This window comes from Thioalkalivibrio sp. ALE28, assembly GCF_000377425.1.
Lineage (GTDB): Bacteria > Pseudomonadota > Gammaproteobacteria > Ectothiorhodospirales > Ectothiorhodospiraceae > Thioalkalivibrio.
Window position 1 is genome coordinate 65,209 of the sequence record NZ_KB898096.1, and the last position, 22,224, is coordinate 87,432.

General features: G+C 67.5%; 22 protein-coding genes and 2 tRNA genes. 13 read left to right on the forward strand and 11 right to left on the reverse strand.

Translation table 11 applies throughout. The features are described 5' to 3' along the window. The first annotated feature begins 72 nt into the window (after window positions 1–72). The 3 genes from D105_RS0105365 to D105_RS0105375 all read left to right on the forward strand — a co-directional run bounded on the left by D105_RS0105365 (window position 73) and on the right by D105_RS0105375 (window position 2,490). The gene (locus tag D105_RS0105365; protein WP_018867399.1) at window positions 73–630 is read left to right on the forward strand and encodes a Smr/MutS family protein; all 558 of its coding nucleotides are present in this window, start codon (window positions 73–75) and stop codon (window positions 628–630) included. 598 nt (window positions 631–1,228) lie between these two features. After that, on the forward strand, window positions 1,229–1,837 hold the full coding sequence (locus D105_RS0105370; protein WP_018867398.1) for a DUF3365 domain-containing protein: 609 nt from the start codon (window positions 1,229–1,231) through the stop codon (window positions 1,835–1,837). Window positions 1,838–2,058: 221 nt separating this feature from the next. After that, window positions 2,059–2,490: a PAS domain S-box protein gene (locus D105_RS0105375; protein WP_026280423.1), complete on the forward strand. Its 432-nt coding sequence runs from the start codon at window positions 2,059–2,061 to the stop codon at window positions 2,488–2,490. A gap of 11 nt (window positions 2,491–2,501) precedes the next feature. Here the strand turns inward: D105_RS0105375 and truD are convergent, their stop codons facing one another. The 5 genes from truD to mrcB are packed head-to-tail and all read right to left on the reverse strand — an operon-like array spanning window position 2,502 to window position 9,138. Continuing rightward, window positions 2,502–3,578, reverse strand: a complete 1,077-nt coding sequence (truD, locus tag D105_RS0105380) for a tRNA pseudouridine(13) synthase TruD (protein ID WP_018877757.1) — start codon at window positions 3,576–3,578, stop codon at window positions 2,502–2,504. Continuing rightward, window positions 3,575–4,258, reverse strand: coding sequence for a tRNA (adenosine(37)-N6)-threonylcarbamoyltransferase complex dimerization subunit type 1 TsaB (gene tsaB, locus D105_RS0105385; protein ID WP_018877758.1), 684 nt, complete (start codon window positions 4,256–4,258; stop codon window positions 3,575–3,577). Before tsaB ends, truD begins: the two co-directional genes overlap by 4 nt. After that, window positions 4,249–6,225, reverse strand: a complete 1,977-nt coding sequence (locus D105_RS0105390; RefSeq protein WP_018877759.1) for an ATP-dependent DNA helicase — start codon at window positions 6,223–6,225, stop codon at window positions 4,249–4,251. The genes tsaB and D105_RS0105390 overlap by 10 nt, the downstream gene beginning before the upstream one ends. Continuing rightward, entirely contained in the window at window positions 6,218–6,742 is a 525-nt protein-coding gene (locus D105_RS0105395) for a tetratricopeptide repeat protein (protein WP_018877760.1), read from the reverse strand. The genes D105_RS0105390 and D105_RS0105395 overlap by 8 nt, the downstream gene beginning before the upstream one ends. A gap of 41 nt (window positions 6,743–6,783) precedes the next feature. Next, window positions 6,784–9,138, reverse strand: coding sequence for a penicillin-binding protein 1B (gene mrcB, locus D105_RS0105400; RefSeq protein WP_018877761.1), 2,355 nt, complete (start codon window positions 9,136–9,138; stop codon window positions 6,784–6,786). Window positions 9,139–9,278: 140 nt separating this feature from the next. Here mrcB and D105_RS0105405 point away from each other — a divergent pair, with 140 nt between their 5' ends. The 4 genes from D105_RS0105405 (at window position 9,279) to D105_RS0105420 (ending at window position 12,868) form a co-directional block, all read left to right on the forward strand. Next, complete coding sequence (locus tag D105_RS0105405) at window positions 9,279–10,841, forward strand: bifunctional aminoglycoside phosphotransferase/ATP-binding protein (protein WP_018877762.1); 1,563 nt, start codon at window positions 9,279–9,281, stop codon at window positions 10,839–10,841. 61 nt (window positions 10,842–10,902) lie between these two features. Continuing rightward, window positions 10,903–11,703 (forward strand): hypothetical protein, encoded by an 801-nt coding sequence (locus D105_RS0105410; RefSeq protein ID WP_018877763.1) that lies wholly within the window; start codon window positions 10,903–10,905, stop codon window positions 11,701–11,703. Beyond that, window positions 11,681–12,235: a C40 family peptidase gene (locus D105_RS0105415; RefSeq protein ID WP_018877764.1), complete on the forward strand. Its 555-nt coding sequence runs from the start codon at window positions 11,681–11,683 to the stop codon at window positions 12,233–12,235. The genes D105_RS0105410 and D105_RS0105415 overlap by 23 nt, the downstream gene beginning before the upstream one ends. Before the next feature lie 105 nt (window positions 12,236–12,340). Continuing rightward, complete coding sequence (locus tag D105_RS0105420; protein WP_026280425.1) at window positions 12,341–12,868, forward strand: DUF302 domain-containing protein; 528 nt, start codon at window positions 12,341–12,343, stop codon at window positions 12,866–12,868. A gap of 112 nt (window positions 12,869–12,980) precedes the next feature. On the opposite strand, the gene secF is transcribed toward D105_RS0105420, so the two are convergent. The 5 genes from secF to queA all read right to left on the reverse strand — a co-directional run bounded on the left by secF (window position 12,981) and on the right by queA (window position 18,434). Then, window positions 12,981–13,928, reverse strand: a complete 948-nt coding sequence (gene secF / locus D105_RS0105425; protein ID WP_018877766.1) for a protein translocase subunit SecF — start codon at window positions 13,926–13,928, stop codon at window positions 12,981–12,983. A gap of 16 nt (window positions 13,929–13,944) precedes the next feature. Next, window positions 13,945–15,813: a protein translocase subunit SecD gene (gene secD / locus D105_RS0105430; protein WP_018877767.1), complete on the reverse strand. Its 1,869-nt coding sequence runs from the start codon at window positions 15,811–15,813 to the stop codon at window positions 13,945–13,947. A gap of 25 nt (window positions 15,814–15,838) precedes the next feature. Then, complete coding sequence (gene yajC / locus D105_RS0105435; protein ID WP_018867385.1) at window positions 15,839–16,168, reverse strand: preprotein translocase subunit YajC; 330 nt, start codon at window positions 16,166–16,168, stop codon at window positions 15,839–15,841. Window positions 16,169–16,252: 84 nt separating this feature from the next. After that, the gene (gene tgt / locus D105_RS0105440; RefSeq protein WP_018877768.1) at window positions 16,253–17,368 is read right to left on the reverse strand and encodes a tRNA guanosine(34) transglycosylase Tgt; all 1,116 of its coding nucleotides are present in this window, start codon (window positions 17,366–17,368) and stop codon (window positions 16,253–16,255) included. Then, window positions 17,358–18,434: a tRNA preQ1(34) S-adenosylmethionine ribosyltransferase-isomerase QueA gene (gene queA, locus D105_RS0105445; protein ID WP_018877769.1), complete on the reverse strand. Its 1,077-nt coding sequence runs from the start codon at window positions 18,432–18,434 to the stop codon at window positions 17,358–17,360. The genes tgt and queA overlap by 11 nt, the downstream gene beginning before the upstream one ends. Window positions 18,435–18,692: 258 nt before the next feature. On the opposite strand from queA, the gene D105_RS0105450 reads away from it, so the two are divergent. The 6 genes from D105_RS0105450 (at window position 18,693) to D105_RS0105475 (ending at window position 21,061) form a co-directional block, all read left to right on the forward strand. Continuing rightward, window positions 18,693–18,779 (forward strand) — tRNA-Leu (locus D105_RS0105450). Between the two features lie 58 nt (window positions 18,780–18,837). After that, window positions 18,838–18,913, forward strand: a tRNA-Thr gene (locus tag D105_RS0105455). A 199-nt stretch (window positions 18,914–19,112) separates the two neighbouring features. Further along, entirely contained in the window at window positions 19,113–19,316 is a 204-nt protein-coding gene (locus D105_RS0105460; RefSeq protein WP_018867382.1) for a DUF2892 domain-containing protein, read from the forward strand. A gap of 123 nt (window positions 19,317–19,439) precedes the next feature. Then, window positions 19,440–19,643, forward strand: coding sequence for a DUF2892 domain-containing protein (locus tag D105_RS0105465; RefSeq protein ID WP_018867381.1), 204 nt, complete (start codon window positions 19,440–19,442; stop codon window positions 19,641–19,643). 130 nt (window positions 19,644–19,773) lie between these two features. Continuing rightward, window positions 19,774–20,427, forward strand: a complete 654-nt coding sequence (locus D105_RS0105470) for a phosphoribosyltransferase (protein ID WP_026280426.1) — start codon at window positions 19,774–19,776, stop codon at window positions 20,425–20,427. Further along, window positions 20,414–21,061, forward strand: a complete 648-nt coding sequence (locus tag D105_RS0105475; RefSeq protein WP_026279285.1) for a dienelactone hydrolase family protein — start codon at window positions 20,414–20,416, stop codon at window positions 21,059–21,061. The genes D105_RS0105470 and D105_RS0105475 overlap by 14 nt, the downstream gene beginning before the upstream one ends. Here D105_RS0105475 and D105_RS0105480 read toward each other — a convergent pair. Further along, window positions 21,051–22,106: an NAD(P)-dependent alcohol dehydrogenase gene (locus tag D105_RS0105480; protein ID WP_018877771.1), complete on the reverse strand. Its 1,056-nt coding sequence runs from the start codon at window positions 22,104–22,106 to the stop codon at window positions 21,051–21,053. The genes D105_RS0105475 and D105_RS0105480 overlap by 11 nt on opposite strands. Window positions 22,107–22,224 lie beyond the last annotated feature (118 nt).

Sequence of the window (22,224 nt, forward strand, 5' to 3'; positions counted from 1 at the left end):
GGAAACCGTCCGGGCCGGGCCCGTCGCTCGACACGATCGCGCCCGCCCCCCGAAAAGTGCGAGTATCCTGCCATGAACTCCGGGGATGATCCCAACGATTTCGACGAATTCCTGCAGGCGGTTGGCAACGTTCGTCGACTCCACAGCGATCAGGCCGACGTGCGGCCGCCGCGGCCCGCCGCCCGGGCCCGCCAGCGCGACGCCGACGAGGCCCAGGCCCACGCCGACTGGCTCAGCGATCCACTCAACGCCGCTGACCTGCAGCCCGGCGATGAACTCCGCTTCGCGCGCCCGGGTATCAGCCAGCGGGTATTCCGCAAGCTGCGCGGCGGGCATTACCGCATCCAGGACGAGATCGACCTGCATGGCCTGTTCGCCGACGAGGCGCGCCGCGCCATCGGCCTGTTCCTGGACGACGCCCGCCGGGAAGGCGCCCTGTGCGTTCGCATCGTGCATGGCAAGGGACTGCGCTCGCGCCAGCAAGGCCCGGTCCTCAAGGGCCTCACCGACCACTGGCTGCGCCAGCGCGACGATGTGCTCGCCTTTTGTTCCGCACGTCCGGCCGACGGTGGAACCGGGGCGGTCTACGTCCTGCTCAAACGCCCGCGCAACCCGGATTCCGCTCGCTGAGGGAGACGCTGATTTAATCGCACGTCCGCGTTGGCGCCCCCCCAGTTGTTCGAGACAAACGTTCCGAGACAAGGCGCGTCGTGCAGCGGCTAGTGGTTCTACCCGCCCGTTTCTGATGGATTCGGGGCGCAACGCAGGATCGGGCCATATTCATTCAGAATCGGGGGACACCGACCCCACAAGCCATAGAAAGCAGGGGCTCGGCCGCCCGTTGTTATCAAAAACGGGCATGCGCACGGCGTTGCGGTTCCCTTGTGCAGAATAACTGCACGGCAGTCACCGCGCCTTGTTCGCACGCAAAAGCGACTCGAGCGCGGACGTGCGATTAAATCAGCGTCTCCCTGAGACCCCATGCGAACGGGCCGTGACCGCCCCAACCAACGGCGCACTCACATACGGCCCTTGCCATATTCGCAATTCGCGATATTCACGCTTAGACTGAGTCGAGGCCTGTGAGGTGTTTTACGGAATTGGCTAGCCCGGCCGGCTATCCTTTCCGTACGCCCTTCCTTGCATTCCAACCACGATCGGTCCATGCTTTGTACAGCTCTTGTATAGGTACAGGACGCAACGGACTCTGCACTGCGAGGTATTTGCCATGAAGAACTGGAAGCTTGCCCCCCTGGCCCTCGGCCTGATCGCATTCACCGCCGGCAGCGGCTACGCCAGTGCCGACACGATGCCCCAGCTGAGCCAGGATGATCTGCAGGAACGCATCGCCGCCAATCGTGACGCCATCCAGAAGTTCGCCAGCACCCTGCAGGGCGAGCTGATGTCCGCCATGCAATCGGGCGGCCCGACCGAGGCCATCCAGGTCTGCAACGAACGCGCCCCCGAGATTGCACGTGACATCTCGGCCGAGACCGGCATTGAGATCGGTCGCACCAGCCTGAAGCTGCGTAACCAGAACAACGCCCCGGACCGCTGGGAACGCCTCACCCTGCAGGGCTTCGAGGCCCAGCACGCGGCTGGTACCCCGGCCGCGGATCTCCCGCCCCGCTTCGGCGTGGTCGAGGCCGAAGACGGGGAGCCGAAGTTCCGCTTCATGGCCGCCATCCCGACCGGCGGGGCCTGCCTCACCTGCCACGGATCCGAGGTCAGCGGCGAAGTAAAGCACGCGCTGGAACGTCTGTACCCCGAAGATCAGGCGACCGGCTTCCGCGAGGGTGACGTGCGCGGCGCCTTCACCGTGACCCAGGAGATGTGAATCTTCGTGTGGCTCCGGCGAACAACCCGGACCCCATCGAGAAAGGCCGCCTTCGGGCGGCCTTTTTTATGTCCGCGCCACGCGAAAACATCCCGGCTGGTGTCCGCTTTTTGAACACAGTGGCACCGGAACGTGCTATTTTCGTGCCATACAAGCGCGGAGGTTGCGCCCGGTACAGGGCCCTGGCGCGCTCGACTCGCAGACCAGATCGCTACACGTTTATGACCCGAACGATAGACGCCGAACTCCTCGCCCTCGCCGTGGATGCCTCCAATGACGGCATCGTCATCGCCGAGCGCGAGGGCGATGACAACATCCTGATCTACGTCAATCGGGCCTTCGAAGAACTCACCGGCTACCGCTCCGAAGAGATCCTCTACCGCGATTGCCGGTTCCTCCAGGGCAGCGACACCGATCAGGAGGTGCGCCAGGAGATCCGCTCGGCCATCGAGGAAAACCGCCCCTGCCGCGTGACCCTGCGCAATTACCGCAAGGACGGCAGCCTGTTCTGGAACGAACTGTCGCTGACCCCGGTATTCAACGACGAGGACCGGCTCACGTACTACATCGGCATCCAGAAGGACATCACCGACCGCGTGGAGGCCGAACAGCGCGCCGAACGCGCCGAAAGCAAGCTCAAGAACTCCGCCTGAGCCCGCCCCGGTCAGCCCGACCGGTCCGCGTCCCGCGCGTTGCCAATCGCGTCCAGGACCCCCGTCGCATATTCCCCGGCCCCCAGTTCCAGCGACAACCACAGGTCGTCGCCCTCCCAGCGCCATGCAACGGCCCGCGGTACCATGCGCAGTGATCGGCGGGCGGCCCGGACACCCTCCTGCTCCAGCCCTTCCGCCAATACCGGTTCTTCTGCAGCGATGGCCGCCTCCAGCGCCGCCACCTCGCCCGCCGTCAGCATGGCGCCACGGCCCCACAGGGGCCCGGTCGGGTGGATGTCGAGACGGGCGGCACGGGCCTCCAGCTCGGCATCCACCTCCGGTACCGCGAACACGCTGCCGGAGCCTTCCAGATTGGCCACGTCCCCCGGCAACAGCCGATCCCAGTCGCCACGGCGCACGCGGGCCGCGAGTACCGCGTTGAAGATCGCCGAGCGCGCGGCGGAGAGCAGGAGACTGCGCTGATTGCGGCTGCGCGGCGCCCGCCCGCCACCCAGCCAGGCGCGCGCCCGTTCCAGGTTATCGCGACCAAAGCGCTGCGCGCCGAAGTAATTCGGGATGCCCCCGTCACGCACCGCCGCCAGGATCGATTCCGCCGCCGCCCGGTCACCCTGCACGGCGCCCAGTCGGATCTCGAAGCGGTTGCCGGCCAGGTGGCCGGTGCGCAGCTTGCGCGCGTGGCGCATCACGCGCAGCACCCGCATCCAGCTGCCCGTCGCCTCGGCCTCCTGTGCGGTATTCCAGGCCTCGGCCCGGCCGGCCCAATCCGGCTCGGACTCGGGCGGGCACTGCACGCTGAACCACTGGCGGGTAACGGCCTGACGGTCCTTGCGCCCGGCGTAGCTCACCCGGCCGCGTCCCGCACCTGACTCGCGTCCCAGCCACACGGCCACGTCCTCCGAGTTCAGCAGGCGCTTCTCGATCTCCAGCCAGACATGCTCGCCTTGCCCCTCGGGCGTCGTGGCGGGTACTTCCTCGACCCGAAAGTCCTCCGGCTCCGCCTTGATCGTGGCGACCAGCGGTGGCAACCACGGGTAGGGCGTGGTGTCGTTTTCGGTTTCCCGGCTCATCGCGGCGTGGCCGGGCGGGCGACATCGTTGCGGATATACTCCGGCTGCGCATACTCGGGGGCCACGGCCTCGCCGCGCTCCCAGGCGTCCACTGCCAGCAGGGCGATCTCGCGGGCATCCGGCAGCGCGTCGGGATCCACGGCGGCCATGGCCAGCCCGTGCGCGGCCGCCAGTTCGGGGAAGGCGGCGAACGCGGATCCCAGACCGAAACGCTCGCCCTCGGGCCAGGCAGGCGCCAGGCTGACAGGCGCCCCGACCTGTTCCGCCGCCGTCTCCACGCGGTCCCCCCGGACCGGACAAAGGCTCCAGTAGATCTCGCCCATGCGCGCGTCCAGTGCCGCCAGTACGGCTGCCGGCCGTCGCCCCTCCCGGAGCGCCTGCTGCGCCAGCGCCTGCAGCGTAGAGACCGGCACCACGGGGCGATCCAGCGCGAAGGCCATCCCCTGTGCCACGCCCAGGCCGAGGCGGACGCCCGTAAAGGCCCCCGGCCCGCGTCCTACCGCCACACCATCCAGGCTGGCACGCGGGATATCCGCCTCGCGCAGCAGCTGTTCCACCTGCCCCAGGATCAATTCCCCGTGGCGCCGCGCCGCGCGCTCGGCAACGCCAAGGATCTCGCCATCGACATACAGCGCGGCCGAACACTGTTCAGTTGCGGTTTCGAGCGCAATCAGGCGCATGTATTCGTCTCCCGGGCCTGCTCCAGAAAGCGCAGCGCGGCCGCCGGTTCCCGGGTGCGATGGAACGGCGGCAGGCTGGCGAGAAAACGCCGACCGTAGGATTTTCCGGTCAGGCGCGGATCGCACAGGGCCAGGATGCCGGCATCATCAGCATCCCGGATCAACCGCCCCGCGCCCTGCTTCAGGGCCAGCACGGCCTGCGGCAGGGTGAACTCCATGAACGGCGACCGACCTTCGGCCTCCAGCGCGGACGCGCGCGCCTGCAGGACGGGATCGTTGGGCGCGGCGAACGGCAGGCGATCGATGATCACGATCGACAGCGCCTCGCCGCGGATGTCCACTCCTTCCCAGAAGCTGTGGGCCCCCAGCAGCCAGGCCGTCCCCGACTCGCGAAACCGCGCCAGCAAATCGCCCCGCGGCTGTTCGCCCTGGACCAGCAGCTCGCGATCGCGGGGCAGTTCGGCGCGCAGGATAGCGGCCGCCTCCTGCAAGGCCCGGTGACTGGTAAACAGGAAGAACCCGCCCCCCGGGTTGTCCCGCAACAGCGGCCACGCCCAGGCAATGCAGGCCCGGGTATATCCCGGATCGTTGGGATTGGGCAGCGGTGGCTGCGGATGCACCAGGCAGGCCTGACGGGGAAAATCGAAGGGACTGTCCAGGCGTTCGCTGGCCACGTCCGCGGGGAGTCCGAGGCGCCGCGCCGCATGGCTGAAGTCCTCTCCCACGGCCAGCGTGGCCGAGGTAAAGATCCATGCCGCCGGGCGCGCGGCCCGGCGCTGCGCGAGCGGACGCGCCGCATCCAGCGGCGTCCGATGCAGCGTCAGGCTCTGGCTGAAGCGCTCGGCCCAGGCCACGGTATCCGGGGTCTCCTCGCGCCATTCCCGCAGGCGCTCCAGCAACAGGGCGCTGCGCCCGCGCAGCTGCTCCAGCCCCGGCGCCCGTGCCGCGGCGGCCTCCAGCGCGTCCCCGACGAACCCCAGGGTCGCGTCGAGGCGGTCCAGCAACGGATCCAGGGCACCCTCCGGGTTGACCGTATCCCAGCTGGAACGCCCCTCCCAGGTCCGCGAGGCCTCGAGGAACTCGGCGACGCACGCCTCCAGTTCCGCGACCCGCTGGCGAATGTCCAGCATCTCCGGCGCATGCTGTTCCTGTTCACGCCGCGTGTCCCGCGCCAGCTCCCGCAGGGCGCGCGTGCCCACGGCAATCCCGAAGAACGATCCGGCAATATCCGGCAACTGGTGCGCCTCGTCGACGATCACCGCGTCCACCTCGGGCAGCAGTTCTCCGAAACCTTCCTCCTTCAGGGCCATGTCCGCGAGCAGCAGGTGGTGGTTGACCACCACTACGTCCGCCTCCTGGGCACGCTTGCGCGCCTGCACCACAAAGCAATCGTTGTAGTTCGGGCATTCCCCGCCCAGGCAGTTGTCCACGGTCGAGGTCACCTGCGGCCAGAGTCGCGAGTCCTCCGCGAGGACCCCGGCCAGCCCCAGATCCCCGGTGTCACTAGTGCGCGCGAACCGCTGCAGGGCCTCGATCACCGGCAACTGGTCACGGCGTACTCCGCCACCGGTCGCGCCGCCCGCCTCGGCCGCTGCCAGTTCCAGGCGATAGTGGCAAAGGTAGTTGGCCCGGCCCTTCAGCAGGGCTGCGCGCGGACGATAGCCCAGCGCCTCGCAGACCACCGGCAGGTCGCGTTCGAAGAGCTGGTCCTGCAGGGTCTTGGTACCGGTGGAGATCAGGGCGCGGCGGCGCGCCTGCAGGATCGGCACCAGATAGGCGAAGGTCTTGCCCACCCCGGTGGCCGCCTCGACCAGCAGAGCGGTGGGTGCGGTGGCCAGGGCCTCCTCCACCGCCACGGCCATGCGCTGCTGCGGCTCGCGCGGGCGAAAGCCGGCAACGGCCTCCGCCAGGTCGCCCCCCGGGCTCAGGGCGTGAACGGCCGTCGATCCCGCCGCCGCGTCAGACAACGTCGGCTTCCAGACGGCGGATCGCCTCGCGGGCCTCCTCGGCACCGGCGGCATCGCCCAGGGCCTCGCGCGCCGCGAGGATCACGCGCCAGTTTTTCAGCCCGAGCTCGCGGTCGGTCCCACCCGCCAGCCGTAGCGAACGCTCCGCCAGGCGCTCGGCCTGTTCGTGGCGACCCTGTTCCAGACGCAGCGCGGCCATCTGATGCCAGAGGCCCGCATCCCGTGGCGCGATGCGCAAGGCCCGTTCCAGGCGTTGTTCCGCCCGCGCGGTATCCCCGGCCTGGCGCGCCGACTCGGCCTGCTGGGCCAGCTGCAGGGCCGCGCCAGGGGTCGGGTCGCGTTCCCGCTCGGGGGTATCACGCTTCTCTTGCGCCGGATCCTCATCAACGGCCCTCTCGGTCGCGTCGGGCGCGGGCGCGCCGGCGTCGCGCGGCGCCGGGGTCGCGCAGGCCGCCAGTACAAGCGCCAGCGCGAAGACACCCGCGCCCTGTACCGCCCGCCAGCCGCCCTTGGCCATCCGCGCCTTCCGGGACCGGTCCTCTGCAATACGGAACATCTTCACCGAAATAACCTCTCGAACCAGCCCTGCGAGCCGGAATCACTGCCCAGGTCGCACTCGGCGCGCCCTTCGGGCCCCGAATTCTGCCAGAACGGCAGCGTCTTCACCGCCTCGCAGGCATGGTCCTCGTTTTCCACCCGCAGGCCGGAGGCCAGGTCCACCTCCTGATAGCCCACGCCGGGGTGGCCTTCCAGCCGCAGAGAGTGCACGCCCACCCCGGCCATGATCTCCGCCCAGACCGGCGCGGCGGAGACGCCACCGGTGAGTCCAGTCGGGCGATTGTCGTCCATCCCCAGCCAGACCACCGCCACATGCCGATCATCGAAGCCGGCGAACCAGCTGTCCCGAAAGTTGTTCGTGGTACCGGTCTTGCCAGCCACCACCTGACCACTCAGCCGCGCCGCGATCCGCCGCCCGGTCCCCTCGCGAGTCACGTCGTGCAGGGCATGGGTCAGGACGCGCACGGAACCATCCGACACCGCCCCCTGGAGCGACAGGCCGTAGTGGGACAGGACCTCGTCGTTCTGGTCCAGGACATCCCGGATCACCCGGGTACCCGTCGCGTAGCCGCCGTTCGCCAGCGCCTGGTAGAGCCCGGCCACCTCCAGCGGTGACAGCTCGATCGCGCCCAGCGCCAGCGAGGGCAACGGGGCCGGCGTCCGCTGCAGCCCCAGCGTCTGCAGCAGGTTGACCACCTGGGAAATACCGATCTCCTCCGCCAGGCGGACGGTCGCCACGTTGTAGGACTGCACCAGGGCCTCCCAGGCCGTGACCGTCCCCCGGTTCTCGCGATCGAAATTGCGCGGCGTCCAGGGCTCCCCGTGCGGCAGCTGCAGGGTCAGCGGGCTGTCATCCAGGAGGGTCGCCAGGGTGTAACGATTCGGGTTGGTCAGGGCCGCGAGATAGACGAACGGCTTGATCACCGACCCCACCTGGCGCTGGGCCTCCACGGCCCGGTTGTACCCGGGATAGCGCGGGTTGCGATCCCCCACCACCCCCAGCACTTCGCCCGCCTGCGGATCGGTCACGACCGCCGCGGCCTGCAGGTTGTCGAGGTCGGAACCGCCCCCGCGGCTCCGGACCAGCTCGTCCACACCCCGCACCAGGCGATCCTCCAGCCGCATCTGCACCACCGGATCCATGGTCGTGAAGATCCGCAGGCCCTCGCTGCGCAGATCCTCGTCCGCGTAGTCGGCCCGCAGCTCACGCCGCACCAGGTCGAGAAAGGCCGGGAAACGGCTGCGCCCCTCCGGCATTACCGGGGAGACATCAAGTGCGGTTGCCAGGGCCCGATCCACGCGCTCGCGACTCGCCAGACCGGTCTCCGCCATCGCCTCCAGGACCCGGTCGCGGCGCTGCGTGGCCCGCTCCGGGAAGCGGCGCGGATCGTAATAACTCGCTCCCCGCGCCAGACCGACCAGCAGCGCCAGCTGATCCAGGCGCAGTTCGTTCAATGGACGCTGATAGTAGAACTGGGCCGCCTGGCCAAAGCCATGGATCGCCCGCTCGCCGGTCTGCCCGAGGAACACCTCGTTCAGATACGCCTCGAGGATCTCCCGCTTGTCGTAGCGGTGTTCCAGCAACAGGGCCATCACCGCTTCATTCAGCTTGCGGCTCAGCGTCTGCTCGCGCGTCAGGTAGAAGTTCTTGACCAGCTGCTGGGTCAGCGTGCTGCCCCCCTGGACCGTGCGCCCGGCACGCAGGTTGGCGACCGCCGCGCGCCCGATGCCCACCGGATCAATCCCGCGATGCGACATGAACCGCCGGTCCTCGATCGCCAGCAGCGCCCCGATCAGCTCGCGCGGTACCTCGTCGATATCGACCAGGATGCGATCCTCACCATGGGTCGGATAGATGCTGCCAATCAGCAACGGCTCCACCCGCATCAGGTCCACATTGCGGCCCCCGGACTGCTCCGCCACCGACTGCACCCGGCCGTTCGCCAGGCGCACGCGTACCGAATGGGCCGGCTCCGGTCCGTCCCCAAACGTGAACGGCCGGGTGGTCAGCCGCACGGTACCACCGCTGACGTGAAACTCGCCCGGGCCCGAACCCTCCGGCGTCTCGCGGTAATTCAGCGCGCGCAGCTCCATCTCCAGCGCATCCGCCGTCAGCGGGCGGCCGGCATACAGCTCCAGCGGCCGCGCATACACCCGGGCGGGCAATGCCCAGCGCTGGCCCTCGAACCGTTCGCGGATCTCGCGGTCCAGATGATGGACATAGAGCCCCCCGATCCCCACGGCGGCCAGCAGCAGGCCGGCCAGGGTCCAGCCCCCCGCGCCCAGCAGGCGCCGGACCCGCCCCCTGCGGGGCGCGTTTCGATGACGGGGACGCTGGCGGCTCTTTCGTGGCATGGACTGGCTGGGGGGCGACGTGACCGGAACGGCTGCAATGGTAACCTGACCGACAAGCAAAAACGGGTGCATGCCCGGCGATTCCGGGAAAAACATCCGGCGCCGACGCTCGCCCGCCTGAACCTCCAAGCGGAGCCCCCATGACCGAACTGGAACAGCACCAGAAACGCCTGCGCCAACTGGTCCAGGGCAACGGCTTCCCGACGCCCCTGCCGGACACGGGAGCGGTTCGGACCATCGAGACCCATATCTCCACCGTGATCCTCGCCGGCGACGAGGCCTACAAGTTCAAGAAACCGCTGGATCTCGGCTTTCTCGACTTCACCACGCTGGACGCCCGCCGCCATTACTGCGAGACCGAGCTGGAGATTAACCGCCGCCTGGCGCCCCAGCTCTATCGGGAGGTCGTGACCCTCAATGGTGACGACGCGCATCCGGTCATCAATGGCGACGGACCCGTGCTCGACTACGCCGTGCGCATGCGTCGCTTCGACCGCGAGCGTCAGCTCGACCGACTGCTGGACCGGGACCGGCTCCCCACGGCGGCCATGGATGCGCTCGGTCACTACATCGCGGCCTTCCATGAGCGCACCGAGCGGACCGATGCTCAATCCGAGTACGGGACCGCCGAGGCCGCGACCCAACCCATGCTGGACAACTTCCCGGCCCTGTCCGAATCGGTCACCGGCGCCTCGGATCGGGCGCGCCTCGAGCGCCTGGAACAGTGGACCCGATCGGAAATCAATCGGCTGTGGACCCTTCTTCAGGAACGACATGATACCGGGTTCGTGCGCCACGGCCATGGTGACCTGCACCTCGGGAACCTGGTCTACGTCACGGGCGAAGACGGCGACGAGGTCCCGGTCGCCTTCGACGCCATCGAATTCGATCCCGCCCTGCGCTGGATCGACGTGATGTCCGAGATCGCCTTCACCACCATGGATCTCCTGGCCCGCCGCTCCCGCGCCCATGCCTGGCGGCTGCTGAATGCCTATCTCGAGGGGCGCGAAGACTTCGAAGGCCTTGCCCTGCTGCCGCTGTACCAGGTCTACCGTGCCCTGATCCGGGCCAAGGTCCAGGGCATACACGGAGCCGAGCCCCAGCTGCCGTCCGATGAACAAGCGGCCCACCGGGCGGAGATGAGTCGCTACCTCGCCCTCGCGGACCGGTTGACCGAGGCTGGCTCGCCGCGCCTCGTCCTGATGCACGGCGTCTCCGGCAGTGGCAAGACCGTCGTCAGTACCCAGGTGCTGGAGGCCCTGGGGGCGATCCGGCTGCGCTCCGACATCGAGCGCAAGCGGATGGAGGAGCCGGTGGACTACAGCGCCGCCGGGCGCGCCCGGATCTACGAACACCTGTTGCAGCGCGCGGAACGCCTGCTGTCGCTCGGACTCACCGTCGTCGTGGATGCCACCTTCCTCACCCGCGAGCAACGTGCTCCGTTCCAGGCCCTGGCCCGACGCCATGCGGCCGGGTTCGCCGTGGTCGCCTGCCAGGCGCGCGAAGACGTTCTGCGCGAGCGCCTGGAGCGCCGCGCCCGCGCGGGCACCGACGCCTCGGATGCCGGTATCGAGGTCATGCAACAGCAGCAGCCCCAACAGGAATGGCCGACCGATGCCGAAGGCTGCATCGAGGTCGCCCCGGAGGCACCGCTCGACCCTGACGCCCTCGCGCACCGCCTGCTCCAGCCCGTCGCAACCTGAGCAACGCGCTACAATGAGGCCCACGAGCACCACAGTCCGCCCGGAAACCGGAGACACCCCCATGCATCGTTGCCGTACTGGCCCGTTCGACCGCCTCCGCCAGGCCCTTGCACCGCTCGCCGCCTACGGGCTGCTGGCGCTGGGCTCTGCGGCCCAGGCCGATGCCCTGCTCCACTATGTGGACGACGAGGGGCTGGAGAGCCAGATCCTGGTACGTGGCGACATCGTTCGCATGGAGCTGAACGAGGCGATCAGCGGCACCTCCGGCTATATGCTGTTCGACGCCACCAACGACCAGCTGACCGTAGTGGACGACACCGAACAGACCTACACCCCGCTGACCCGCGAGGTTATGGACCAGCAAATGCGCGCGATGACCGATATGGTCAGCGATCTGCGTCGCCAGATGGAGCAGCTTCCGCCGGAGGTGCGCCAGCAACTGGAAGAGCAACTGGGCATCGGCGCGGAAGGCTTCGATGCCGAAATCAGCACCCGGACCACCGGCGAGCAACGCGAGATCGGCGATTTCGTCTGTGACGAGCACGAGGTCCTGATCGACGGTCAGGTGCAGAGTACGGTCTGCGTGTCGGACCCGGCCCGTCTGGGATTGGAGGAACACGACTTCGCCACCCTGGGCGCCCTGATGGATCGCCTGTATGAGCTGTCCCTCAGCGCCCTCGAGGCCGGTGGCCCGATGGCCTCGCAGATGGGCGCATCCCTGCTGCCGCGCGTGGATGGCATCCCCCTGGAGGTCAGCGAACACGACGGCGTGACCACTCGCCTCGCGGGCATCTCCACCGACGACCTGAGCCCCGAGCTCTTCACCGTCCCCGACCGCTATGCCGAACGCGATCTTTTCTGACACCGTCCCGCGCTTCCTGCCCCTCGCTCTGGTGGGCGGCGGCCTGCTGTTCCTCGCGGCCTGCAGCGCCGGCCCCGAGCCGCGCGGCACGGAGACCGCCACCGCCATCGCCACCCCCCAGCCGCTGCCGCAGGGCCCGATGAGTCCCGCACCCGAGGCCGGTCTGGAGCGCTCGGAGGTCGTCCTCACGGCCCTGGGGCACCTGGACACGCCCTATCGCTACGGGGGAACCGACGCCTCCGGACTCGACTGTTCCGCCCTGGTGCAGCGCGCCTACCGCGAGGCCGGTCGCAGCGTGCCGCGCACCACTCGCGACCAGGCCCGGGCCGCCACGCGGCGCGACGGCGCCCCGGCGCCGGGTGACGTCGTGTTCTTCGCGATCAACGGGAGTCAAATCGATCACGTCGGGGTCTACGTGGGAGACGGACGTTTCGTACATGCACCCAGCTCCCGGGGCCAGGTGCGTATCGAGCAACTGGACAACCCCTACTGGGCCCCTCGAACCCGGTTTGCCGGTCATTTCTTCGACTGAACCCGGCATCCCGGAAAACGCGGTGCCGGCCGCCCCGAGGGGCGTTGGCGGCGACACCCGCCCTCGCTCATCCAGCCTTCGAACCCGCTACCTGAGGAAGGAACCATGAAAACGACCAACCCCGTAACACGCGCATTGCGGACCTCGGCCCTCGCCATCACCCTCGGGCTTGGCGTCGGCTTCGCCACCAGCACCGCGCACGCATTCGGCCCCGAGACCGTGATCGAGACCCAGGAACGCGTGGTGTACAGCGTCGAGGGCGAGTTCGACTTCTACTACGAGATGATCGAGGACGCCATCGCCGCCGAGGGACTGGTGATCAACAATCGCGGCTACATTGCCGACATGCTGGACCGCACCGCCGACCAGGAAAGTGGCGAAGGCCTGTACCTGAACGGCATGTCCGTGGACTTCTGCAGCGCCACCTACTCGCGCGCGACCATGGATGCGGACCCGCATAACATCACGTTCTGCCCCTACGTCATTGCGATCTACGAGCTCACGGATGAGCCCGGCACCATCTACGTGGGATATCAGCGCGTTCCGGAGATCGGTGACAAGGCTTCCGCAGAGGCCCTGCGCGACGTCAACGAACTGGTCGAACGGATCGTGCAGAACGCCCTGTCCTTCTGAACGGGACACAAGCCTCACCACGAAAAACGCCCGGCAGCCTCTCGGCCCCGGGCGTTTTTTCATGGCCCAGCCGTGCTCGGCCTGAACCGGATTGCTGCCCGAACCACTCGGATCAGGGCGTCTGGTCTTCTTCCGCCCCTTCCTTCTTCACCGGCAGCAGGACCTGACGGTCAACGCCCAGCATCAAGGCCGCCGTCGCCGCGATGAAGATGGACGAGTAGGTCCCCACAATCACCCCGATGATCAGGGCGATCGAGAAGTTCTGCAGTGCAGCCCCACCGAGGAACGCGAGCGAGAACAGCACCAGCAGGGTTGTCATACTGGTGACGATGGTACGCGCCAGGGTCTTGTTGACCGCGTTATTCATCACCTGCTCGGTACCCTGCTTGCGCAGCACCCGGAAGTTCTCGCGTATTCGGTCATACACGACGATGGTGTCATTCAGCGAGTAGCCAATCACCGCCAGTACCGCCGCCAGCACGCCCAGGTCGAACTCCAGCTGCAGCAACGAAAAGATGCCCAGGGTGATCAACACATCGTGCACCAGCGCCAGCACCGAACCGATGGAGAACCGCCACTCGAAGCGAACCGCCACGTAGATCAGGATGCCCGCCAGGGCATAGATCATCGCCAGGCCGCCCTGCTCGCGCAGCTCCTCCCCAACCGCCGGGCCGACAAACTCTACCCGGCGCAGGTCCGGCTCCTGCGGTCCACCATCCTGCAGCGTGTTCAGCACGCGGTTGGACAGCATGGCCGGATCGTCGTCGTCCTCGCTTGGCGGCAGACGAATCAGGACATCGCGCGAGGTCCCGAAGGTCTGCACCTGGGCCCCGGCAAAGCCACCGGCCGCGAGGGTCTCGCGGATCGGATCCAGCTCGACCGCCTCGGGATAGCCGACTTCCACCAGGGTGCCCCCGGTAAAGTCGATCCCGAAGTTCAGACCACGGGTCGCCAGCATGGCGATGGAAGCCAGGATCAGGATCAGCGAGATGGCGATCGTGATCTTGCGCTTGCCCAGGAAATCGATGTTCGATTCGGCGAAATTCAGATGCGGAAGCATGCGGGTCTCCCGGCGCTCAGATGGCCAGGCGCGTCAGCCGGCGCTGGCGCCCGTAGGTCAGATTGACGATGGCGCGGGTCACGATGATCGCGGTAAACATTGAAGCGATGATCCCGATCGACAGCGTGATCGCGAAGCCCTTGATCGGACCGGTACCGAACAGGAACAGCACCAGGGCCGCAATCAGCGTCGTCACGTTGGCGTCCGCGATGGTCGTGAAGGCCCGGTCATAGCCGGAGGAGATCGCCGCCTGTGGCGACAACCCGTTGCGGATCTCCTCGCGTATGCGCTCGAAGATCAGCACGTTGGCGTCCACCGCCATACCGACCGTCAGCACGATCCCCGCGATCCCCGGCAGGGTCAGTGTCGCCTGCAGCATCGAGAGCACCGACACGATGAAGATCAGGTTAAGGGCCAGTGCCACGTTCGCGATCAGGCCGAACACGCGGTAGTAGAGGATCATGAAGATCATCACCGCGATAAAGCCGATCACCACCGACTGCATGCCGCGGTCGATGTTTTCCTGCCCCAGGCTTGGCCCGACCGTGCGTTCTTCCACGATGGACATCGGCGCGGCCAGCGCCCCGGCACGCAGCAGCAGCGCGAGGTTGCGTGCCTCGCGGGTGCTGTCCAGCCCCGAGATCTGGAAGCGCCGACCCAGCGGTTCGTTGATGCGCGCAACGTTGATCACCTCTTCGCTGCGCGAGGTCCGCAGGACCTGCTCACCGTCTTCCTCCACCGTCTCGGTGGTCGTCTCGATGAACACCGAGGCCATCAGGCGCCCCACGTTGTCCGAGGTCACCCGCGAGAAGATCCGCGCCCCCTGGCCATCCAGATTGATGAACACGGCCGGCCCGCCGGTGTCTTGCGCAATACCGGAAGAGGCGTCGGTGATGTAGTCACCGGTCAGCATGACCTGGCGCTGCAGCAGCACCGGCGTCCCGTCACGCTCGCGATACAGACGCGTGCCCGACGGCGCACGGCCGGACTCCGCCGCCTCCATCGGGTCCCCGGATTCCGAAACCAGGCGGAACTCCAGCGTCGCCGTCGCACCCAGCACCTCCTTGGCCCGGGCGGTGTCCTGCACGCCCGGCAGCTGCACGACGATGCGGTTCTCGCCCTGCTGGGCAATGATCGGCTCGGCCACGCCCAGTTCATCGACGCGCGAACGCAGGGTCGAGATATTCTGCTGCAGGGCCTGCCGCCGCAGTTCGGTCAGGTGGTCGTCGTCCAGAGTCGCCACCATGCGAATGGAGTCGCCGGAGCCGCGGACGTCCCACTCCAGTTCCCCGCGGTACTCGCGGTTCAGCCAGCTTTCGGCCGCTTCATAGTTCACCTCGTTGCCGAACATCACGGTGAGGTCGCTGGAGCTGCGTTCGATCGTGTCAAAGGACAGCCGTTCGTCGCGCATGCGCCCGCGCAACTCGTTCGCGTAACGCTCCATCGCCGTGCCGATCACCGCCTCCAGATCCACCTCCATCAGGAAGTGCACACCGCCGCGCAGGTCGAGGCCCAGAGCCATCGGCTGGCCATTGATCGCCCGCAGCCAGTTCGGCGTGGCCGGGGCCAGGTTCAGGGCCACCGTATGGTTGTCGTCCAGGGCGTTGCGCAGGATCTCGGCGGCGGCCGACTGCTCGTCGGTGGTCTCGAAGCGCAGCAATATCTGGCCGTCGTCCTGCTCCTCGACCTGCTTCGGCGTCACGCCCTGGGCACCCAGGATGGTGCCCATGAGGTCCCGGATGTTCTCGTCGATCTCGCCGGTCATCGGATTCCCGATCTGGACCGAGGGGTCCTCCGGAAACAGGTTGGGCGCGGCGTACAGCCCCGCACCCAGAACGACCACGACGATCAGGGCGTACAGCCACGCCGGATAGGAATTGCGCATATTCGGAGACCCTGAAGGGCGGGGTTTAAAGGTCTTTGAGCGTGCCCTTGGGCATCACGGAGGCGACCGACTGCTTCTGCACGGCCACGTTTACGCCATCGGCGATATCAACCTTGATGAAGTCGTCGCTGACCTCGGTGATCTTGCCGGCCACACCGCCGTTGGTGACGATCTCGTCACCCTTGGACAGCGCCTCGACCATGTTGCGATGCTCCTTGGCGCGCTTGCTCTGCGGACGGATGATCAGGAAGTACATGATCGCGAAGAAAATAACGATCATGATCAGGAACTCGATCATGCCGCCGCCGGCGGCTCCGCCTTCCTGGGCATGCGCTGCAGAAATCAGAAAGTCCATCGAAACACTCCGTCTGTCGGTTCGGGTCGAGCCCCGCCCCGCCGCGAAAAGCGCAGCCGGACGGCACGAAAAATAACGCGCGGATTATGGCACAGGCGGGACGGCCATGCCGCGCCGCGCATAGAAATCGGCGACGAACGCATCAAGCGCCCCCGCCGCGATTGCCTCGCGCAGGCCGCGCATCAGGTCCTGGTAGTAATGCAGGTTGTGCGTGGTCGCCAGGCGCGAGCCGAGGATCTCGTTGCACTTGTCGAGATGCTTGAGATAGGCACGCGAATAGTGACGACAGGTGTAGCACCCGCATTCCGGGTCGATCGGCCCGGTATCCTCGCGGAAACGGGCATTGCGAATGCGCAGCACACCCTCGCGGGTGTACAGAAAGCCGTTGCGCGCGTTGCGGGTGGGCATCACGCAGTCGAACATGTCCACGCCGCGACGCACTGCCTCGACGATATCCTCCGGGCGTCCCACGCCCATCAGGTAGCGCGGGCGATCGTCCGGCAGCAGCGGCAGGGTCACATCCAGCGTCTGCAGCCGCTCGTCTTCCGGCTCCCCCACCGACAACCCGCCGATCGCGTAGCCGTCAAAGCCGATCGCCTGCAGGCCTTCCGCCGATTCCCGGCGCAGCTCCGGATACATCCCGCCCTGCACAATCCCGAACAGGGCCGCCGGGTTGTCGCCGTGCGCCGCGCGGGAACGTGCCGCCCAGCGCAGCGACAGCTCCATGGACTGGCGTGCCTCGTCCTCCGAGGCGGGATACGGCGTGCACTCGTCGAAGATCATCACGATGTCCGAGCCCAGCTCGCGCTGCACCTGCATCGACGACTCCGGCGTCATCAGCACCTTCGAACCATCCACCGGCGACTGGAAACGCACCCCCTCCTCCGAGATCTTGCGCATCTCGGCCAGCGAAAAGACCTGGAATCCCCCGGAATCGGTCAGGATCGGTCCCTCCCAGTGCATGAAGTCGTGCAGATCGCCATGCGCCCGGATCACCTCCGTGCCCGGCCGCAGCATCAGGTGGAAGGTGTTGCCCAGGATGATCTCCGCCCCGAGGTCGCGCAGCTCCTCGGGGGTCATCGCCTTGACCGTGCCGTAGGTCCCCACCGGCATGAATGCCGGCGTCTCGACCGTCCCGCGCGGAAAATGCAGGCGGCCGCGCCGCGCCGGGCCATCGGCGGCCAGGTTTTCAAACTCCATCAGGGCCTCCGGTATCGGCGCTCAGGCTGGGCGGGAGGTCATCGGCCCGCCCCGGCGCCAGCCACATCGCATCGCCGTAACTGAAGAACCGGTACCGCTGCGCGACCGCATGGGCGTAGGCATCCAGGATCCGGTGATAGCCCGCGAACGCCGCCACCAGCATCAGCAGCGTGCTCTGTGGCAGATGAAAATTGGTCACCATCCGGTCCACCACGCGGAACGTGTAACCCGGCTGGATGAACAGCCGCGTTTCGCCCTGGAACGGCTCAAGCGCGCCCCCGGCCGCTGCGGTCTCCAGCGAGCGCACGCATGTCGTGCCCACTGCCACCACACGCCCGCCGCGGGCCTTGCACGCCGCCACGGCGGCGCAGGCCTCGGGCGAGACCTCCAGCCACTCCGCATGCATCTCGTGCGCGGCGGTGTCCTCCACCTTGACTGGCTGGAAGGTCCCGGCCCCCACATGCAGGGTCACCGTCGCCGTCTCCACCCCGGCCTCGCGCAGCCGCGCGAGCAGCGCGTCGTCAAAATGCAGCCCCGCGGTGGGGGCGGCGACCGCACCCTCGCGGCGGGCGAACACCGTCTGGTAGCGATCCGCGTCATGGGCCTCGTCAGCCCGCTCGATATACGGCGGCAGTGGCACATGGCCGTGCGTGCGCAACAGAGCCAGCACGTCCCCGGCCTCCACCAGAACCAGCCGGAAGAACGGCCCCTCGCGCCCGGTCACCTCGACCGTGAAAGCATCCGCGAGCCGCAGGCGGGTTCCCACCTTTGGCGCCCGGCTGGCCCGAACCATGGCCAGCACCTGCCCGGTCGATTCGATGCGTTCGACCAGCACCTCGACCTGGCCCCCGCTCTCCTTCTGCCCGAATAATCGCGCCGGTATCACTCGGGTGTCGTTCAGCACGAGCAGATCGCCCGGGCGCAGCAGGTTCTCGATCTCCGCAAACCCGGCATCCCGCGGGCGCTCGTCCTCCAGCACCAGCAGGCGCGACCCCACACGGTCCGGCAGCGGATACTGGGCAATCAGCTCCGGCGGGAGCTCGTAATCAAAGTCGGCAACACGCATGGCGCGCGATGCTACCACGCGCCACGCCAGCGCGACGCGGCATGCCCCGGCCCGCGAAGCCCGTTTCTGCCGCGGGAAACCTGCGCTACACTACGGTCGCGCTGAACAAAGTCGACCTGGCTTTTTCAGCGCGCGCAGCGCTGCAAACGCGTTTTGCAGCCTGCTTTGGAATCCACCCCCGTTGAGGGCGATTCCGACGGCACATCCGTGTGCCGCGGGGAGACGCCGACCCATCGGCATCTCTCCGGCACCCCACAAGCCGGGATGGCGGAACTGGTAGACGCGCCGGACTCAAAATCCGGTTCTGGCAACAGAGTGCGAGTTCGATTCTCGCTCCCGGCACCATCATTTTCTCGGGCCCTCCGCCAGGGCCCGCCCGGGGCGCACGACTCCCCGACACCAGGCCGGTGTAGCTCAGTTGGTAGAGCATCTGATTTGTAATCAGAATGTCGCAGGTTCGACTCCTGTCGCCGGCTCCATTTTTCGGGCTCCCACAGCCAGTGGTGTTCTCTCCTGACGCACATCCCTACCTTGACGATCGCCCCGCGGGGTGTAATCTCGGAGATACGAGGTTGTCCAGAGGCGCCCCACAGGGAAGCCGAGTCAGCAGGCCCGGCTTTCCCCCGGGCTACGCCCCGCAGACAACCCCCTCGGGCTCTGCCCCAAGGAGGCGTCATCATGTCCACAGACCGCTTTTTCATGTTGTTCGCAGGGATCGTCGTGCTGGTCAGTGCCCTGCTCGCCTGGCTGGTCAGCCCCTGGTGGCTGCTGCTCGCGGCCTTTATCGGCGTCCACCTCATTCAGGCCGCGTTTACCGGCTTCTGCCCCCTGATCATGATCCTGAAGTCGATGGGGCTGAAGCCTGGCGAGATCTTCCGCTGAGTCCCCACAGGCCACTTTGGGCTCAACGTTCCCCGTAGGGTGCGACCGCCCCGCACCCCTTGTAATCACGGGCGACAGACTACATATTAGCGATTACTAATACGAAACCCGGAGGCATCATCCATGAGCATTGACCGCATCGTCCTCGCCTTTGCCGGCACCGTCGTGATCATCAGCGCCATCCTCGCCTGGCTCTTCACCCCGATGTGGCTGATCCTGACCCTGTTCGTTGGCTTCAACCTGCTGCAGTCCGCCTTCACCGGCTTCTGCCCGCTGGCGATGATCCTGAAGGCCATGGGCGTGAAGCCCGGGGAAGCCTTCAACTAAGCCCCTCGACCAAAGCATCGCCTCGCGAGGCCCGGGCGCCATTGGCCCCGGGCCTTTTCTTTTGGCGTTCCCCGGTGCGCGATACGGTGGCCTACACTCACGGGAATAACCCCCTGCGCGAGGTGCCCGCATGCGCTTCCGAGACCGCAATGAAGCCGGTGAGCGGCTCGCCCGCGCCCTGGACCGTTATCGAGGTCAGCCCGGGGTCGTCTATGCGTTGCCACGAGGCGGGGTGCCGCTGGGCGCTGTGGTCGCCCGGCACCTGGGCATGCCGCTGGACCTTTTGATCCCGCGCAAGATCGGTCACCCGTTCCACCCCGAGTACGCCATCTGTGCCGTACCGGAACACGGCGAACGGGTCTGCAATCCGCGCGAGGCGGAGCGCGTGGATCCCGACTGGCTGGAGCAGGCCGAGGCGCGCGAGCGCTCGGAGGCCCGGCGCCGGCGCGAGTTGTACTGCACCGCACCCGTGCCGGAGGTGACCGGCAAACTGGCCATCATCGTCGATGACGGGATCGCGACTGGCCTGACCATGCGGGCCGCGATCCGCGACGCCCGCCAGCGCCGGCCCCGCCACCTCGTCGTGGCCATCCCCGTCGCGCCGGCGGAGACCGCCGCGATGCTGGAAACCGAGGCAGACGAACTGGTCACCCTGGATATCCCGGAATATTTTCGCGGGTCCGTCGGGGCTTATTACGAAGATTTCGAGCAGACCTCGGATGACGAAGTCATCGCCTTGCTCGCCTCGGTCCACCAGTCGCAACGACCCGATGTCTCCCGCTGAGGACCGTAACGTAAGCCTCGTCTTGGATGGCGATCCCCACCAGGGCATCCTCGACCTGCCCGGGTCGCCCCTCGGACTGGTCATCTTCGCGCATGGCAGCGGCAGCAGCCGCCTGAGCCCCCGCAATCATCAGGTCGCCAACACCCTGCAGGACAGCGGCCTGGCCACCCTGATGTTCGACCTCCTGACCGAGGAGGAGGAGCGGACCTACGCCAACCGCTTCGACATCGAGCTGCTCGGCCGGCGGCTGGTGCAGGCCTGCCAATGGGCGACGGCACAGCCCACCCTGGCAGCCCTGCCGCTGGGACTGTTCGGCGCGAGCACCGGCGCGGCCGCTGCCTTGCGGGCCGCCGCGGCCGCGCCACAAGCGATCCGGGCGGTCGTCTCGCGCGGCGGCCGTCCGGACCTGGCGGGTAACGCCCTGCAACGGGTGGAAAGCCCCACGCTGCTGATCGTGGGCGGCCTCGACACCACCGTCATCCAGCTCAATCGCCAGGCGCAGGCGCTGATGCACGCCCGTTGCGATCTGGAGATCATCCCCGGTGCCACCCATCTGTTCGAGGAACCCGGCACGCTGGAGCAGGCGGCGGACCTCGCGGCGGCCTGGTTCCGTCAGTGGCTCCCTACGGCGTGATCGCCACTTTCAGCACGCCGTCGCGCTGATGCGAAAACAGGTCGTAGGCGGCCTCGATATCGGCCAGCTTGTAGCGGTGCGTCACCATCGGCGTCAGGTCCACGCGCCCCGAAGCGACCACCTCCATCAGCCGCCGCATGCGCTCCTTCCCGCCGGGGCACAGCGTCGTCACGATGGTGTGGTCCCCCAGACCGGCCGCGATCGCATCCAGCGGCATCGAAAGCTTGCCCGAATACACCCCGAGACTGGATAGCGTCCCGCCCGGTTTCAGGATGCGCAGGCAGGCCTCGAAGGTTTCCTGCTGCCCCAGGGCCTCGATGGATACATCCACCCCGCGGCCCCCGGTCAGGTCCATAATCGCTTCGACCGGGTCCTGTTCGTGGAAGTTGATCGCCACATCCGCGCCCAGCTTGCGGGCAGTCTCCAGGCGTTCCGGCACGCCATCGACCACGATGATCCGGGTCGCGCCCATCAGCTTGGCACCCGCCGTGGCACACAGGCCGATCGGGCCCTGCGCGAACACCGCCACCGTGTCGCCGATATGGATGTGCCCGCTCTCCGCACCGCCGAAACCGGTGCTCATGATGTCGGGACACATCAGGACCTGCTCGTCACTGAGCCCGTCCGGCACCGGGGTCAAGTTGGCCTGGGCGTTGGGAATACGCACGTACTCCGCCTGGCAGCCATCGATCGTGTTCCCCAGCTGCCAGCCCCCCATGGCCTTGCCACCGCACTGACTGGAGATGCCTTCCTGACAGGAATGGCACTGCCCGCAGGGCGTAATCGCACCCGCGATCACACGCTGCCCCACCTCGTAGCCGGTCACCGCGCTCCCCAGCTGTTCGATCACCCCGACGGGTTCGTGCCCGACGATGCGCCCGGCCTCCACGGGGTACTCGCCCTTGAGGATATGGATATCGGTCCCGCAGATCGTGGTGGTCGTCACCCGCAGCAGGGCATCCGTCGGCCCGGTCTCCGGGATGGGCCGATCCTGAATCTCGATCCGACCCGGCTCGACGAAAACCGCCGCCTTCATCGTACTCATGCTCGCCTCCTCGGGTTGTGGCCGGTTGCTGCATCCGGCTTCATGCACAACCTGTTTATCGAACATAGCAGGCCGTCCGCCTGGTCACTTGGGCCGCGCCTTGCGATCGCGACCCGAC